Source organism: Actinomadura sp. K4S16, from assembly GCF_008327685.1.
Taxonomy (GTDB): domain Bacteria; phylum Actinomycetota; class Actinomycetes; order Streptosporangiales; family Streptosporangiaceae; genus Spirillospora.
Genome location: NZ_BDDE01000028.1, coordinates 126,377 through 142,961, shown reverse-complemented (window position 1 = coordinate 142,961; position 16,585 = coordinate 126,377). Strand labels below are relative to the sequence as shown.

At 70.5% G+C, this 16,585-nt stretch carries 13 protein-coding genes; 4 read left to right on the top strand and 9 right to left on the bottom strand.

The window, feature by feature from the left end; all coding sequences use genetic code 11:
- The first annotated feature begins 2,154 nt into the window (after positions 1–2,154).
- Both K4S16_RS40255 and K4S16_RS40250 read left to right on the top strand, forming a co-directional pair.
- Positions 2,155–2,487, top strand: a complete 333-nt coding sequence (locus tag K4S16_RS40255) for a hypothetical protein (RefSeq protein ID WP_149264375.1) — start codon at positions 2,155–2,157, stop codon at positions 2,485–2,487.
- A 79-nt stretch (positions 2,488–2,566) separates the two neighbouring features.
- On the top strand, positions 2,567–2,938 hold the full coding sequence (locus K4S16_RS40250) for a helix-turn-helix transcriptional regulator (RefSeq protein ID WP_160161197.1): 372 nt from the start codon (positions 2,567–2,569) through the stop codon (positions 2,936–2,938).
- Positions 2,939–3,008: 70 nt separating this feature from the next.
- On the opposite strand, the gene K4S16_RS40245 is transcribed toward K4S16_RS40250, so the two are convergent.
- Complete coding sequence (locus K4S16_RS40245; RefSeq protein ID WP_149264373.1) at positions 3,009–3,299, bottom strand: hypothetical protein; 291 nt, start codon at positions 3,297–3,299, stop codon at positions 3,009–3,011.
- Positions 3,300–3,776: 477 nt separating this feature from the next.
- On the opposite strand from K4S16_RS40245, the gene K4S16_RS40240 reads away from it, so the two are divergent.
- A complete protein-coding gene (locus tag K4S16_RS40240) occupies positions 3,777–4,856 on the top strand; it encodes a pentapeptide repeat-containing protein (RefSeq protein WP_160161196.1) in 1,080 nt (359 codons plus the stop codon).
- 161 nt (positions 4,857–5,017) lie between these two features.
- Here K4S16_RS40240 and K4S16_RS40235 read toward each other — a convergent pair whose 3' ends face one another.
- The 8 genes from K4S16_RS40235 to K4S16_RS40200 form a co-directional block, all read right to left on the bottom strand.
- Entirely contained in the window at positions 5,018–5,254 is a 237-nt protein-coding gene (locus K4S16_RS40235; protein WP_149264371.1) for a hypothetical protein, read from the bottom strand.
- Positions 5,255–5,546: 292 nt separating this feature from the next.
- The gene (locus K4S16_RS40230) at positions 5,547–6,584 is read right to left on the bottom strand and encodes a hypothetical protein (RefSeq protein ID WP_149264370.1); all 1,038 of its coding nucleotides are present in this window, start codon (positions 6,582–6,584) and stop codon (positions 5,547–5,549) included.
- 479 nt (positions 6,585–7,063) lie between these two features.
- Positions 7,064–7,648, bottom strand: coding sequence for a type II secretion system F family protein (locus K4S16_RS40225; RefSeq protein ID WP_235037386.1), 585 nt, complete (start codon positions 7,646–7,648; stop codon positions 7,064–7,066).
- Between the two features lie 904 nt (positions 7,649–8,552).
- Complete coding sequence (locus tag K4S16_RS46645; protein WP_149264401.1) at positions 8,553–9,041, bottom strand: type II secretion system F family protein; 489 nt, start codon at positions 9,039–9,041, stop codon at positions 8,553–8,555.
- A 495-nt stretch (positions 9,042–9,536) separates the two neighbouring features.
- Positions 9,537–10,688, bottom strand: a complete 1,152-nt coding sequence (locus K4S16_RS40215; RefSeq protein WP_149264368.1) for a TadA family conjugal transfer-associated ATPase — start codon at positions 10,686–10,688, stop codon at positions 9,537–9,539.
- Entirely contained in the window at positions 10,685–11,758 is a 1,074-nt protein-coding gene (gene ssd / locus K4S16_RS40210) for a septum site-determining protein Ssd (RefSeq protein ID WP_149264367.1), read from the bottom strand. Before ssd ends, K4S16_RS40215 begins: the two co-directional genes overlap by 4 nt.
- Before the next feature lie 948 nt (positions 11,759–12,706).
- A complete protein-coding gene (locus K4S16_RS40205) occupies positions 12,707–13,324 on the bottom strand; it encodes a pentapeptide repeat-containing protein (protein ID WP_149264366.1) in 618 nt (205 codons plus the stop codon).
- Between the two features lie 31 nt (positions 13,325–13,355).
- Positions 13,356–14,147 (bottom strand): Fic family protein, encoded by a 792-nt coding sequence (locus K4S16_RS40200; RefSeq protein WP_149264365.1) that lies wholly within the window; start codon positions 14,145–14,147, stop codon positions 13,356–13,358.
- A gap of 248 nt (positions 14,148–14,395) precedes the next feature.
- Between K4S16_RS40200 and acs the strand changes: the two genes are divergently transcribed.
- A complete protein-coding gene (acs, locus tag K4S16_RS40195) occupies positions 14,396–16,363 on the top strand; it encodes an acetate--CoA ligase (protein ID WP_149264364.1) in 1,968 nt (655 codons plus the stop codon).
- Positions 16,364–16,585 lie beyond the last annotated feature (222 nt).

The window sequence follows — 16,585 nt, the reverse complement described above, 5'->3', positions numbered from 1 at the left end:
GTGGCGCTGTCCCCTCCACGGAGGAACAGGCCGACGCGACATGTAGCCCGAAACGGCCGCACGACAATATCTCGGGACCATAGATAAAGGTCATTCACCTTTCCGTAAATGCCCAACGCGATGCCCTGCTTCTGCTTGCCATTCACCCTAAAGGCAACCCGCAGACTGACGCCAAAGACCAATCGATGCTAGTTACCTCCAAGGAGGTTGGAAGTGGATATCAAGGCGCCGATCAAGGTGCGCCGAGAGGGCATGTCGCCCGAAAGTTAGCTTCTTCTAGATTTCCCTAGGAGGTCCTTGTAGGGCCAGATCCTCTCTGGGCGTCTCCAGCTGTCTCTCGACGTTTCCGGATGTCCTACTTCGTTGTCGCGGCGTCCCGAGTCGTGTCCCGGCCTTTTAGTCCGCCCCTCTTCGGCCAACACTCGGGTTACGACCAGCGCCCATGAGGGCGGATGGTCCAACGATTCACCAATTCACGAGCGGAGGTGGCCATGAGCCCGATCGGTTCGGTGGCCGGGCCCGCCGCGGTGGCGGCTCGATCGGCGCCGGCGACACGGAGCTGACCTGCCGCCCTTCTGGCCCACCCGTCCCCGATACGAGCCCGCGGTACATGCATCGGAAGGAGTGACACCATGGTTCGAGCGTCCCGGGCGTCGAAGCCCCCCTTCCGCCGCACTGTTGTGATTGCGCTGGACATTGCTGCGTACAGCAAGAACGACGCCAGCCATGACGCCGGCCATGATGCGGTGCACCGCACTGTGCTGCGTGCGATGAGCGCGGGCCTGTTCGACGCCGTGTCCGACAAGGCTGGGCACAGCGAGGCCGGGGAGAGCGAGCGCGACGCCAGCCTGACGCGTTGGCTGACCCAGGTGCGCGCGCTCTACGCTGAGCCAGCGGTTCCGGCCCGGGAGAATATGTGTGGGCTGCTCCGATGGGTGGAGGAGTTGAGGCAGGTGCTCGCCGAGTACCGCGTAAGGGGCGCGGCTGACGGGCCTCGTACGGCGGGCACCTCAACTGCGCTGGCCTCCGCAGCCACGGCGTTCCTGACTCCCCCCTTGCCGGCGCGGGGACTCCGCTCCGCTGGCCTTCGTATCTGCGCCGGGCCCACATTGCGCCCGCATAATCCCGCGCCAGGTCTGTCAGGAGGTCCCCCGGGCACCAGCAGTGATCTCGCGGCGACCAGCGCAGACATGTGTGCAGCCGACGGCCAGGGCCCCGGACGGGCGAGTTCGCTCGATGCGACGCCGCCTCGGACGAGGGCACTGGTGTCGGCAGCGCGGGCCAGGCCAGCCGCTTGGGGCACTCGGGACGCGCGCCGGCGCAGAAGGCGGGCGCTGCGTCACTCCGGCCGATGCGGGAGGAGTTCCCGGTGCCATGGCGCCTCCCCGGCGAAAGGCGGGGCCTTCTGCCCCCTCACCACAGACCAGCGTGGGCCGAAGCGCCGTCGGGACGGGTCCCAGCCACCGCCTGACGGGCCGCGCCAGAGCTCGTCCCCTCCAGCAGGCGGCTGCGGCGTTGACGACATCCCTGGCGGGCACAAGTGCCATCCGCCAACGGGCGTCGCCCCCGTGCCCTCCACGGCCGACGACGGCGCAGGGACCGGCTCCACCACGGCTAGCCGACCGGCCACGAAGACGCCAGCGGTCCTCTGCGGCCTGAACACGCCACGCATGTTCACACAAATTCCGGAGACGATGTAAGCTCAAGCATAATCTTCCCGAGGCTCAGTTCTATAGGGAGTGAGCGGGCGTCGGGTTAAATGGTGGCCTTCCGTTGGGAGCGGAGGGCCACCACTTTTTATGTGATCAAACAGGTTCGCGCATCGCTGCATTTGCAGAGTGGGTGCCGATATAAGTTGGCTATAAATGGGCGTCCGCCGACCGTCTCTCCTTGTCTCTGACCGTCTCATGCTCAGGGAATTACAGTGACAGGAGTAACTGCCCTGTCGCCGGGTACTTGGCATTCGCGTGATGTGTACGGCACTATGCAAATACCTGGATCGCGAGGGCCCGAGAGGCTCCCAACCTCGACGGGCTCCCACCCTCGCCCTCCAGGCCTGCGGAACGGCGTTCGGTTTACCGCACCCCGGCCCGCCCGTCCATGTCCCTACTACTAAGCCCGCTCACTCCCTGAGCCTTAGGAGAAACAGCAGAAGTGATCACTTCGCCCCCGGCGCCGCGCGAATCCGCGGCGGCCCTGGCCCGCCGCGTGACGGCGACCATCGTGTTCGTGAGCATCCTGGCGTTCGCCGGGCTGCTCCTGGCCCTCGGATACGACCTGATCGAGGCGGTCACCGCGACGATCATCGTCTCCGACCTCGCCCTGCAAATCGCCGGCAGGATGCTCCCGCAGGTCGAGCCCCCGGACCAGGGCCAAGAGCGTCCGCTCGCCGGTCCGCAGGCCCCGCAGCCGCCGGGGATCCTCGGACCGTCCGAGACGGCCGCCGAGCCGATCGACGCCCCTCCGGCAGAGGCCCAGGGGTCCTAACGGGACTGCGTTGGCGGACGCGGCCAGACCGCGTCCGCCAACGCATCACCCGTAAGGGATCGTGATGAGGAGGAGCTCGATGAACACGAAGACGATCAACCTGGGCCCCGCTCACGACGAGTTCGTCCGTGAGCTGCGCGATCAGCGTCTGCGCGGCGGGCAGTTGCCCCTGCGCGACCTGGAGCGCAGCAGCGCCGTCTCCAAGTCGACCATCTCCCGGCTGCTGGCGGGCACGACACTGCCGCGATGGAGGTTCGTCCGGCCGGTCCTGCGGGCGATGGACGTCGCCGAGCCCGAACTCGACACCCTCTGGAAGCAGCGGTGGATGGCGGCCTTCGCCGAGCACGAGGACCTGCCGCCGACCACGCTATCGACCACCACGCCGCTGCGCGTGGTCGACGGCGAACAGTCCGCGACCCCGCGCGTGGACCCGCAACGCCACCAAGCGTGATCACCACTGCCTCGGGGCCCCTCGCCATCCAGACGAGGGCCCCGAGCTTGCCGGGCGCTGTCCTCCCGGCTCAGGGACCTTCGAGCATGAACGCGCCACCGGGAACGTAGTCACCCTGCCGTAGATGCGCGGCGATCTCCCTGACGCCCTTCTCGAAACCCGCACTGTAGGAATCGGGGTCCTCGTCGTTGTCCTTGCCGAGGGTCTCAGCCCACCCATCGATCCATTTTGCGATCGCGAGATGGTTGCGGTACAACACGGCGTCGTCACCTGCGAGAAGCCGCCGGGCGTGCTGCTCGTCCCAGTTCGCGAGACGGTTGGTGTCGAAGTCGAGCAGGTTCTCATCGCTCGGTGCTGGCATACATCCCCCCATCGATCGGCCCAGGCCCAGCGGGGACGCTCCCCCTGAGCCTGACATGATCTTTCCACCAGGGCGATTCGTCCCACAATGCGGCGCGCGGGCGGCCCATGGACTTGTCTGGCGGTGGAAAGGGCCGCGGCCTGCATCGCCTGGTCGGGCTATCTGAGCGGGGCGCGTACTTGGGGGTGGCCGGAATACTGGCCATTCGGCCGAGCCGCGCCACCCGTACGCCACCATGCACAGCCGGCGCATCGGCACTGGACGGTCGGTCACCGAACTGATCACCTGACGGCGGCCCGCACCTGGCGTAACGCCCGGCCTCATCCGGCGCAACATCGTGTTCGTTCCCCGCGCCTAGGGCAACGGCGGGGCGGGTGGTGGCGTCTGATCCATGTGAGCGAACCTCCCGAACCTCCCGAACCTGTCGATCCCCCGGACCCCGACAGCGGGGACGATGACAGCACAGAGTCGGCGCGGGTGCAGTACCCCTCCCAGGCCGAACTGGACGCACTGCCTGCGGACCGGCGCCTGGAGCTACTTGAGTTGGAACGCCAGCGCCAGGAGTCCGCACGCGACCGCCGGCGGCAGAGCATCCACCAGTGGATCAACAGCGGTGTCTTGCTCATCGGTGTCTTGCTGGCCGGCGGCAGTCTGATCGTCACCGCCTTCACCTTCCGCATCGGACAGCAAGAGCAGCGCACCGCCCGCGAAGGGCAGATCACCGACCGGTACACCAGGGCAGTCGAACAGCTCGGCTCAGCAAAACGGGACGTGCGGACCGCCGCCGTCTACGCCTTGGAGCGCATCGCCGCCGACTCCCCACGAGACCGCACCACCGTCCGCGATGTGCTGGCCGCGTTCGTCCGCGAGCACGATCCCTCCCCCGCCGTCGAAGACAACAAGCTCCCCACAGAACCAGACACCGACGTGCACGCCGCCCTTGCCGTCCTGGCCCGCAGAGCCGCCGACTCACAAACGGCGGGTGCGCTGGACCTGCACGCCATCCGCACTCCCGGCGCCGGGCTCTCCGCGGCGACTCTGACCAACGCGAACCTGACCAGCGCGGACCTGGCCAAAGCGCACATGTACCACGCGGACCCGACCAGCGCGAACCTGATCTACGCGGACCCGACCAGCGCGAACCTGATCTACGCGGACCCGACCAGCGCGAACCTGATCTACGCGGACCTGACCAGCGCGGACCTGACCGACGCGAATCTGACCAGCGCGAACCTGCCCCACGCGAATCTGACCAGGGCGACCCTGTACCAGGCGAACCTGGCGGACGCCAACCTGACCGGCGCGGACCTGAGCCTCTCGGGTCTGAGTAAGGCCTACCTGAGAGAGGCGGACCTCACCGGGGCGGACCTCCGCTACGCAAACCTAGTTGGCGCGGATCTGGAGGACGCCAACCTGTCCGGCGCGCGGCTAGCCGATGCACTGTGGACGCGGGATACGGAATGGCCAGACAGCGTGGGAGGTGTGGCTGGGATGCAGGACCGGTCAGATCCGGCCGGGCCGTCGATGGGAGAGGGGTACTTCCGGGTCCGCGCGTAGGGGGCGGTACCTCCGAGCAGGAGCGGCGGCCCCCGGCGACCTTGAACGTGAGGAGTCGGGGTACAGGAAATCCGGTGATCCGGTGATATTGACCTTGCTGGGGTTCGCCTACTTCGCAGGCGCTTCAAGCTGGCGGAGTACGGCGCCCATGCATAGTTCGTTCAGTTTCGTGATGCACGGTCGGTGGGCTCGGCGACGTAGTGCGAGCCGTACCCAGCGACCCGCACCGAGGTGACCCGCCCGGCGTCGTCGGGCGCGTCCTCGGACCAGACGTAGGCCGCCGCGAGGCTGCACCGCATCCGGTAGTCCGGTCCCCTCCAGTCCGGCCCGGAGAAGGTCTGGTTGGCGGCGTCGACGGCGTCGGCCAGGCGCTCGAAGGAGATGTCGAGGTCGAGCATGTGCGACCGGGGCCTGCCGTTCGGTCAGGTCGCGGAAGGCCAGCACCAGCCGCGACAGGTCATAACACCTCACCCGGACGGTATCAGTCCTAGGGTCGTATCCGTGCGGGTGGCCACCGGTCGTGTTCGGCACGCGTCGTTCCCCCTTCGAGCGCAGGTGACGCGCCTCATCGTCGGGCCCGGCCACCGCCCGCGCGCAGGTGACGCGCCGGGCCGGACGGCATCACGTCACGGCGCGACCGTGCAGGGCGGCTGCATACAAGAGAACTGGCGGCCGCCGCGGCGGGCAGGGTCAGCCGGTCCAGGCGCGAAGGTCTCGTTGCATCTGCTCGCGCCAGTGCTGCTGCCGCTGGATGACGGCGGCCATGCGGCGCTGCAGGGTGGCGACCGCTTTGCTCGGATCGTGGCCGTGGTAGGTGCCCAGCGTTTCGGTGAGCGCTTCGAAACTGCCGAGCACGATCAGCGTCGACGCGCTGATCGCTTCCGGGTCGGCGAGGATGGCGGGCTGGCCGTCGGCGTTCAGGGCCGCGCCCTGCTGGAGCAGCCACATGGTGCTGTGCGTCGCGGCCGAGGAGATCCGGTACCACGCCGGCGGGCAGCCGGGGGTGAGGCGGCTGGCGTCGGTGACGTTCACCGCGAAGGGCACCGACACCTCGCCCAGGACGACCGCGACCGGGCGCCGACGGTCGTTGTAGCGGATGCTCAGCCCGGCGTCCCGGGCAGCGCGCTGCGCGCGTTCCCATTCCTGTTCGGACTCCGGTACGACACGGGGGTCGAGATCGTGGGCGGCGGTCAACTGCTGGCGTGCGGCGTCCAGCCACGCCGCCGCGATGCGGGCGATGCGCTCCTCGCTGCTGGCCGCCGGGTCGAACAGTCGGCAGGTGCGCACGGCGCCCTCGTGGACGATGCGTGACAGCGACACGCTCGGCCAGGTCAACACCGGTTCCCCTGCCAGTGTCCGTTCGATCGCGATGACGTGGTTGAGGATGTTGCTCAACGCGAGTTGGGCATTGACCTGCGCCCGCCGCAGCAGCCGCCGGCGCGCCGATCGGAACTGCCGGTCGGAGAGGACGACCCACGTGGCGTCGGCCGCGGCGAACGACCCCTGCTGGGCCGTCGTCGGCAGAGCGCCCAGGAACTCCTGCAGGGAGCCGCGAGCGTGACCTAGTGTTCGAGCCGCCTCGTCGACGACTTCCTTGGGGACGCCCAGAACCCTGGGATCCGACTCCGGCGAAAAACCCACCCCACGACAATACGGTGAAAGGGGACTCGCGCCGAAGCCGCCCGTATCCTCGACCAGGTTGCCGAGCTGGCCGGGCTGAAGATCCATCCGCACAAGCCGCGCCCCACCTTCGTCACTCTCAGCCTCGCCGAAGAAAGAGATCGAGACCGTCCGCGCGGTCGCTCACGCTACCCGCGCGCAGACCGAGGCTCTTGCGGTACATCACCAACGTTCGCCCGTATCTGGGCCCTACCCACTCCCGGCCCGGAAACGGTGGGCAGCAATCTGCGTAGGCCTCGCACTCGCCCCACTGAGCTGGGACAGGTATCCGCCACCTCACCCACGTGAACTACATGGCGGACAGCACTCCAAGTCATTGACCTGCAGTTTCGCTCAACTACCCCAGATAACTCTCGTGCCGACCGCGTACTCGGCGGTGGACATCCCGCGGTCCCTGCATGCTCCGGACCATCGCCGCACCACCGTTTTCCACGCCCTCATCGGGGCTCCTTTCGCTCGTTGTCGGTTCAAGGCTGCCGAGGCGGGACGCAGAGTGACGAGCGAACCGCATTCTGTGGATAACCCGCTCACCAGGGCAGGAGGAGCGTCGAGGCGATCCCGGCGATGGCCGGGACGACGCCGAGCAGGACGAAGGCGGGCAGGAAGCACAGGCCGAGCGGGGCGAGCGCCCGGATGCCCGCCGCCCGAGCCCTGGCGGCGGCGGCCGAACGGGCCACCCTGCGCTGGTCGCGAGCGAGACGGCTCAGGGAGGGGGCAAGCGCCGCTCCTGTGGACGCCGCCCGGACGGCCGCCCGCGCCAAAGGCGCGAGCATCGGCTCCTCCGCCAGTGCCAGCCAGGCCTCTGCCGGGTCCGCCCCGAGCCGGATCTGGACGGACACGGCGCGCAACTCGTCGCCGAGCGGACCTCCCACCGCGTCCGCGACCGCCTCGACCGCCTCGTGCCAGGGCGCGCCGCCGCGCAGGCAGGCGGCGAGGAGATCGACCGCGACGGGGAGGTCCGCGACGAGCCGTGCCCGTCTGCGGCGGCGTTCCCCACTGCCGAGACGGCTGAAGGACAGCCAGACGGCCAAGGCGACGAGGACACCGAGCACACACCCGGCCAGGCCGCCCAACGTCAGCGCGCACAGCACCCCCGCCACGCCCGCAGCCACCCGCCGAAGGATCACGTCACGGCGCCCGGTCTCCTCTGCGGGCCCGTCCCGCTCCTTCAACTCCGCGGCTGGGGCGGCCGTCTCTGCGGGGCCCACACGTGGCACCGGAACCAACCGCCGTTTGGGAGCCGCGTGCCTCGGCGAAGGCCCTCCAAACTGACCGGCCAACCTCCGCGTGGCGACGCTTGTCCCCCGGGGCACAAGAAAACCCGATGCCGCCGCACACAGCACGACCATCAGCGCCGTCATCACTTCACCTACTCCCTGCTCGTCTCGACCGCGCAAACCACCCGCCGGCAAGGCCCCCTTCATTCACGACGGGCGCTCCTGCGACGCGTGGACGACCGGCTCTCCGGGCCACCAGCCGACTGGCTCTTCCGGCTACCCACCGACTGGCTTCCCGGGCCAGCCAGCGACTGGCTCCCCGGGCTACCCGCCGACTAGCTCCCCGGGGGGCGCCGAGTGGATCTCCGGGCTGCCGCCGACTGGGTCTCCCGGCTGCCCGCCGGCTCGTTCACCGATCGCCCGCAATTCCCACGGCCCGCCGCGCACGTCCTTGCAGTGACGCCTCTGCCGTGGCCCGGGCCCTCCCCCCCCGATCGCCCGGGTCAACGCCCCCACCAGCACCCCCGCCGGGATGCGGAACCCTCCTCCGCCCCGATCACGTGGATCAACACCCCACCCAGCGCCTCCGCCGCGGCCCGCGCCCCCCCGCCCCGATCACCGGATCAACGCCTCGACCAGCGCCTCTGCCGGGACTCGGGGTCGTCCGCCAACCGGTGGCCGGGCACTCGCGTCTGCTGGACTGCGCGAGCGCTTCGGTTGGCGGGGCAGGTTCGATCCCTGCTTGGGAGACGCGCGGCACCGCCGCGAGCGGCGGCACCTTCAGGCCCGGGGCCGCGGGTCAGCGGGGGGCTTCGGCGGACTTGGCGAGGTGGCGGGTCCAGTAGAGGCCGGTGGCGTTGAGGGCGGTGCCCGTGATCAGGCAGGCGAGGCCGGGGAGGGTGGTGCAGAGGAACGGGATGGGGTGCGCACCCAGCGCGGCGGCCATGGCCAGGCCCAAGAGGGGCAGCGCGGCCAGGAGGCGCGCCGTCGCTCGGGGGCCGGCGAGTTGGACGGATACGTCCTGGCGTTGGGCCTCTTCGTCACGGAGGGCGCTTGCCAGGCCGTCCAGGACGGTGGCCAGTGTGCCGCCGCGTTCGGAGCCGACCCGCCAGCAGGCCGCCAGGAGCCGCAGGCCCTCGGCGCCCGGCAGCGTGGCCCGTTCGTCCAGGTGGTCAGGGGGTGGACGAGGCAGGCTGAGCAGTTCCCTGGACACGTGGGGGTCGAGGACGGCGGCGGCCGCAGTGAACGCCTCGTCGGGGGTCCGGCCCGCGGACAGCTCGGCCGCCATGGCATCGCAGAGTTCGATGATCGAGGTTCGGCGGCGTTGCGGAAGCGTCCGGCGCTCCTTCAGGGTCTCCAATCTGGTGCGTAGTGGGCGTATCGGGTCGGAGGGCGGAGGGGCGAGCAGGCGGTCTAGACGGTGGGTCGCCGGGGCGGGCAGCAGGTAGGTCCACACGGCGGCAGCTGCACAGAGGACCGCCAAGGCAATCAACACAAGGCGCCTCCCAAGCGGTCTGGACGGTGGCTCGCTGACGCGAATGCCGGGCAGGTCCACGTAGCCGCGGCTGGGCAGTGGACAGCTACAGACGTCACGAGGCAGCTCGCAGATGGCCTAGATGGTGGATCGCTGAGGCCGGGGCCAGGCAAGCCCACAGGGCAGCGGCTGCGCAGAGGAGGGCGCCAGCCGTCACGAGACGCCTCACAGAGACCCAGGCAGTGGAGCGTTGACGTGAAGGTCCGGCAGTTCCGCCGGGCGGGGGCTGGGCGGAGGCGGTTGCGATCGTCATGGGGTGCCTCGTAGGCGGGTTTTGAGTGCGTCTGTGCCTGCGGCGGGGATTACTTCGCCGGAGGCGGTGAACGAGACCGCGGGGACGACGCCGACCAGGCCGTCCGGGCCTCGCTGCAGGAGGCAGATCTCGGCTACCCGGCGGCGTCCTCCGCCTGGGTCGCGGACCAGGTGGACCACCACGTCCAGGGCGGCGGCCAGTTGGCTGTGGACGGCTTCCCGGGTGAGGCCCGCCGCGCAGGCGAGGGCTTCGAGCCGCGCGGGGACGTCTGCTGCCGTGTTCGCATGGAGGGTGCCGCAGCCCCCTTCGTGGCCGGTGTTCAGCGCTTGCAGCAAGACCACGACCTCGCGGCCCCTTACCTCGCCCACTACCAAGCGGTCGGGGCGCATGCGGAGGGCTTGGCGGACCAGGTCGTTCAGGGTCACGCCTCCGGCGCCTTCGGTGTTGGGGGGACGCGCCTCCAGCCGGACGACGTGGGGGTGGTCGGGCTTGAGCTCGGCCGAGTCCTCGACCAGGAGGAGTCGCTCCAGAGGGTTGACCTGTGAAAGCAGGCTGCTCAGAAGCGTGGTCTTGCCAGTCCCGGTTCCGCCGCTGATCAGGAAGGCCGCTCGGGACTCGATCAGGGCGGCCAGCAGGTCGGCACCCTCGGGTGGGACGGTGCGGGCCGCGACCAGCTCGTCCAACGTGAAGGCGCGACGGCGCGGGAGGCGCAGGGACAGGCAGGTTCCGGTCGCGGCGACCGGTGGAAGGACGGCGTGCAGGCGCACGCCGCCCGGCAGGCGGGCGTCGGCGTAGGGGGAGGCGTCGTCGAGGCGGCGGCCCGCGGCGGCGGTGAGGCGCTGGGCGAGGCGGCGGAGGGTCGCCTCGTCGGGGAAGCGCACCGCGGTCCGGACGAGGCCGGAGCCGGTGTCGATCCAGACCTCGTCGGGGCCGTTCACCAGGACGTCGGTGACGTCTGGCGAGCGCAGTAGCGGTTCGAGGGGGCCCGCGCCGACGAACTCGGCGCGTAACTCGTCGGCCATGGCCAGTACCTCGCGGTCGCCGAGCAGCCGCTCCTCCGCGCGCAGCGCCGCGGCGACGCGGCCGGTCGTGGCTTCGCCGCCGGTGTGGGCGAGACGGTCGCGGACGGCGCTGGAGAGCCCGGTCATGCGGCCTCCCTGTAGGCGTAGGGCTGGAGGGCGAGGTCGGCCAGGACGGTGGCGCAGAAGTCGGCCAGAGGCCCGCGGCGGCAGGCGCGTTCGAGGTCGCCGCCGTCGACGGCGGCGGGGAGGCGGCGGTCGCGGTCGAAGGAGCCGGCGGACGGGATGCCGAGGACGCTCGCGATCGCGTCGGGGGTGAGGCCGCCCGGAGCCGGGCCCTGGATGACGAGGCGCAGGTCGGGGGTGTCGCGGCGGAGGGCGGCGGCGAGGCCGTCGGCTGCCACGGTGGCGCGGACCTCTGCCGGGACGAGCAGGAGCGTGACGGCGGCGGCGCGCAGGGCCGCGCGGCCGATGTCGCCCGGATGGCGGGGAACGTCCACGACGACCAGGTCGAACCCGCGGGCCGCGGCGTCGAACAGGGAGCGGACCGCCTCCTCGGAGACCGGGACGGGCTCGCCGCGCCGCCAGGACAGCACGGACAGGTCACCCGAACTGGGCAGGGTCTCGCGGAGTGTCGCGGCGCTCAGGCGGCCGCGGCGTTCGGCGAGGTCGTGCCAGCGGACGCCCTCATGCGACTCCAGCCCGAGGACGAGGTCGATGCCGCCGCCGAACGGGTCGGCGTCGACGAGGAGGGTGCGGAGGCCCTGGGCCGCCGAGGAGAGGCCGAGCGCGGTCGCGAGGACGCTGGCCCCCGCTCCGCCTCGGGCGCCGACGACGCAGAGCGTGGTGGCCCAGCCGCCCTCGGGTTCGCAGGCGGCGGCGAAGGCGTCGATCAGCCAGTTCTCATGCTCGGGGAGGGCGACGACGTCCTGCGCCCCTGCCTCCACGGCCATGCGGTACGCGTCGGGGGCGGCGCCGCCGGTGACGAGGACGACGCCCGGACGGCGTTGGAGGCCGGCGGAGGCGAGGTCCTCGGCGAGGTCGGCGCCCACGAGGATGAGGGCGGGCCAAGTCCAGGCGGGTCTCGCCTCATCGGTGCTGTAGGCGACCTCGGCGTGGGCGTCCGCGGCTGCGGCGAGGCGGAGGAGGTCGTCGGCGAGCGCGGGGTCGCCGGTGACGATCAATGCCGCAAGGTTCATCGGATGCTCCTTCGACGTTCGGAGACATCCACCTTGCGGGCCACGTCGAAGACGGCGAGCAGGATCCACCAACTGTGGATAACTTCGCCCCGCGCGACACTCGAACGATGCCGCCCGGGGAGGGGGTGTGAGGGGCGGGCGGGCGGTGGCGTGGGGATGGTGCCTGTGGCCACCGCCCGGCCGCCTCACGACAAGGCGACCCCCGCCGGGGGGGAGAGCGGGGGTCGCCGGCGGTCCGGCTCCGGGGGGGTAGAGCCGGCCCGCTTTCCCAGAAAAGTCTCAGGGAGTTCGGGCTAAGCCGCGGGTAAGTCCGCCCTATGGAAGAGGCAAACTCACCGACTCCAGTCTAGGCGGATACAACATATGCTGCCCGATCGTCGAGAGTTCCGTCGAGCGGCAAACTCGCCCGGCACATGGCGATTTTTCGCACCTGACGACGACGATCCGCCGGAGCGGTCGGCGCAGGGCGCCGCCCGGGCCCGGCAAGGGCCCCGTTCCGGCGCACACGAAGTGCATCGGGACGGGAGTGGGAGCGTACAGGAGAACTAAAGATCTTTCCTGCGCCCCGCACGATCGGCGGTCAAATGGCGACGATTACCCTGAGTGATCAATTTCGCGATCCGAACGACGATTACGGAAGTCCGGAATATCCCTTCTTGCCCGCAGCGGGCGCGGGAGTCCCGCCCGGCGCCGCCCCGCCCGCCCTGGCGGACATTCCGAAAGGGGGGTTGTCATCTGGGCAAATAAGGCGTAGACAGGTCATACGGACCCAGTGTCCGGGCACGGCAGCCGGGTACCCACGCGCGACCAGCCGCGGGAGGCGCGTCGAGACGGGCTTGACCCGATCCGACGGATATGAGGTGCACGCTTGGTAACCCGGTGTGACGTGCTTTTTGCGGCGGCGTCCCGGCGCGGGGCGCCGTTCGCTTTGCGCCGCCCCCGCCCGCCCTACTCGCGGACGTCCAGCCCCAGCGCCGTCGCGAGGACGATCGCCTGGTAGGGATCGATCACCGCGCGCCTCAGCTCGACGGTGAACGGGTCCAGCGACGACAGATCGCTGCCGCGCAGGTCGCAGCGGGAGAAGTCGGCCTTGTGCAGCGCCGCCCCCGACAAATCGACCCCGCGCAGTTCGGCTCCGGCGCACTGGGCGCCCGTGAGATCGGCCTCGCGCATGCGCACGTCCGTGAACGACGCCCGCCGCAGGTCGGCCCCGGGCAGGCCGGTGAACGACCAGTCGCCGCCCTTGACCTTCATCAGGTCGTAGGTGCAGCCGTCGAACATGCTCCCGACGAACTTGCACCCCGTGAAGGCCGCGTCGAAGAAGCCGCACCGGACGAACGTGCAGTTGAGGAACGCCCCGTCCTTGTGGCTGGACGCGTTGAAGCGCACGCCCCGGAACGTGCAGTCGGTGAAGACGGCTCCGGTGCCCTCGGCTTCGGTCATGTCCACGTCCACGAACAGGACGCTGTCGTGCCGTTCACCGGTCAGGTCACGCGAATCCCAGTTCGCCGACGAGATCGTGGTGTCCGTCGGCGCCGCGGGGCGCCCGTACATGCGATCGGCCATGTGACCAGCATGGACCCACCGGGTGACAGTCTCAGCCGCGCATGAACGCTTCGCAGATGGCCTGCGAGTCGCGCGCGGCGGCGGCGATGGCCGAGGCGCAGTGGGCGATCCACCGCGCGACGCCCTCCGACGTACCGGACGTGTAGGCGCGAAGGGCCTCGGCGTACTCGTCGGAGAGTTCGAGGTGCCCGACCTCGGGCGCGACCAGGGACTTGGGGTCGAGCCCACGGGCGACGAGGGTGATCCGCTGAGCGGCGCGGGCGACGATGCCGTCCCCCCAGCCGAACGGGCGCAGCGCCAGGAGTTCGCCGTGCACGATCGATGAGACCACCAGTGCCGGCGCCTTGGTGGGTTCGGTCAGCAGCCCGCTGAGCGCGTCCAGGCGCGCCGCCACCTCGGACGGCGACGGCGGTTCTCCGAGCCCGAGTACGTCCTTCACGACGCCGTCGTCGGAGCGGGGACGTCCGAGATCGGCGTTGTCGACCGCGTCCGCCGCAGCGAGGACGTGCAGGCGCGCCAATGCCTGCCGCGGCGCCTTGCGCCAGACCTCGGTCAGCGTCCCGAGCTCGGCCGACACGCGCAGCGCCCCTTGCACGACGGGGTCGGACGGGGTGTCCGTGGTACGCAGCTCGTCCAGGGTGACCGAGGCGCCGTCGAGGACGGCGGAGGCCCGGGCGCCGCGCAGCGCCGACTCCGTGGACACCTCGGCGCTGCGCCGCCGCAGGATGCGGTGGCCGAGCAGCCGGTCCACGGCCCTGCGCGCCTCGTCGACGGCGTCGGCGACGCCGGGAAGGTTCGCAACATCAGCTAGAGCATCGGTCACGGCCCGACCCTATGCCGTCGTCCGGAGCGCTCGCGCAACGGCCCGCCAGGGCGTGGAACGGAAACGATTTCCTCCCCCCGGACGTGGGAAGGCCCGTTGTGTCGGGTATCACACAGCAGGATCCGGAGCCGTGAGCGCCGGTCGCGCTCGTCCTCGACACCCGGGATCGCGGCCTTGTGGGGACCGGGACCTACCTGGTGGAGTGGGGATACCGGGCGACCCCCGCTTCAGCTAGCAAGGAGTTCGCGTTGAGCCAGAGCCAAGAAACACTGTCGAACCTTCTGCAGGAGACGCGCCGCTTCCCCCCGCCCGCGGAGCTCGCCGCCTCTGCGAACGTCAAGGCCGACGCCTACGAGCGGGCCGCCGAGGACCGCCTCGGCTACTGGGCGGAGCAGGCGGACCGGCTCACCTGGTCGAAGCGCTGGGACGACGTCCTGGACTGGAGCAACCCGCCGTTCGCGAAGTGGTTCGTGGGCGGGGAGCTGAACGTCGCCTACAACTGCGTCGACCGGCATGTGGAGGCCGGACGCGGCGACAAGGTCGCCTACCACTGGGAGGGGGAACCGGGCGACTCCCGCACCCTCACCTACGCCGACCTCCAGCGCGAGGTGAACAGGGCCGCGAACGCCCTCCTCGAGCTGGGCGTCCGCAAGGGCGACCGGGTCGCGATCTACCTCCCGATGATCCCCGAGCTGCCGATCTCGATGCTGGCGTGCGCCCGCATCGGCGCGACCCACTCGGTGGTGTTCGGCGGCTTCTCCGCGGAGGCGCTCCGGACGCGCATCGACGACGCGCAGGCCAAGCTCGTCATCACCGCGGACGGAGGCTTCCGGCGCGGCAAGCCGTCCGACCTCAAGGGGATCGTGGACGAGGCCGTCGCGCAGACGCCGTCGATCGAGCACGTCCTCGTGGTGCGCCGCACCGGCGAGGAGGTGGCCGAGCACGACCGCGACGTGTGGTGGCACGACGTCGTGGAGCGGCAAAGCGACCAGCACACCGCCGAACCCATGGACTCGGAGCACCCGCTGTACATCCTGTACACGTCCGGGACGACGGGTAAGCCGAAGGGCATCCTGCACACCAGCGGCGGCTACCTGACCCAGTGCGCGTACACGCACTGGGCGGTGTTCGACCTGAAGCCGGAGACGGACGTCTACTGGTGCTCGGCCGACATCGGCTGGGTGACGGGCCACTCCTACATCGTGTACGGGCCGCTCGCCAACGGCTCGACCAGCGTCATCTACGAGGGGACGCCCGACACCCCCAACAAGGGCCGCTGGTGGGACATTATCCAGAAGTACAAGGTGTCCATCTTCTACACGGCGCCCACGGCGATCCGCACGTTCATGAAGTGGGGCGACGACATCCCGGCCCAGTACGACCTGTCGTCCCTGCGCGTGCTGGGGTCGGTCGGCGAGCCGATCAACCCCGAGGCCTACGTCTGGTACCGCAAGAACATCGGCGCCGACCGGACCCCGGTGGTCGACACGTGGTGGCAGACCGAGACCGGCGCCATCATGATCAGCCCGCTGCCCGGGGTCACGGAGGGCAAGCCCGGCGCGGCGATGCGCCCGCTGCCCGGTATCGCCGCGGACGTCGTGGACGACCAGGGACAGTCGGTCCCGGACGGCGGCGGCGGGTTCATGGTGATCCGGGAGCCTTGGCCCGGCATGCTCCGCACGATCTGGGGCGACGACGAGCGGTACGTCAAGACGTACTGGTCGCGTTTCGAGGGCCTCTACTTCGCCGGTGACGGCGCCAAGAAGGACGCGGACGGCGACATGTGGCTGCTCGGCCGCGTGGACGACGTCATGCTCGTGTCCGGCCACAACATCTCCACGACGGAGGTGGAGTCGGCGCTGGTCTCGCACCCGAAGGTCGCCGAGTCGGCGGTGGTCGGCGCGACGGACCCGGTCACCGGGCAGGCCATCGTGGCGTTCGTGATCCCGCGCGGCGACGCCGGCGGCGACGTCGAGGGCGAGGACTTCCTGCGGGAGCTTCGCGACCACGTCGCCAAGACCCTCGGCCCGATCGCCAAGCCCCGGCAGATCATGATCGTTCCGGAGCTGCCGAAGACCCGCTCCGGCAAGATCATGCGGCGGCTGCTGCGGGACGTCGCCGAGAACCGCAGCATCGGCGACGTCACGACCCTCGCGGACAGCACGGTGATGGACCTCATCTCCGAGAAGCTGCCCAGCACCAAGTCGGACGAGTGACCCCGCGGCACCTCTAGGGACCGCTACGGCCCGCGCCTGGCACACCGCCGGGCGCGGGCCGCATCCGTGCCCGAGGCGGGGCCGCATCCGTGCCCGAGGCGGGGCCGCATCCGTGCCCGAGGCGGGGCCGCTTCGTGCCCGAGACAGCGCCGCTCTGTGCCCGAGGCAGGGGCCGCTTTCGTGCCCCAGGCAGGGCCGCTCTCGTGGCCGACGCAGGGGCCG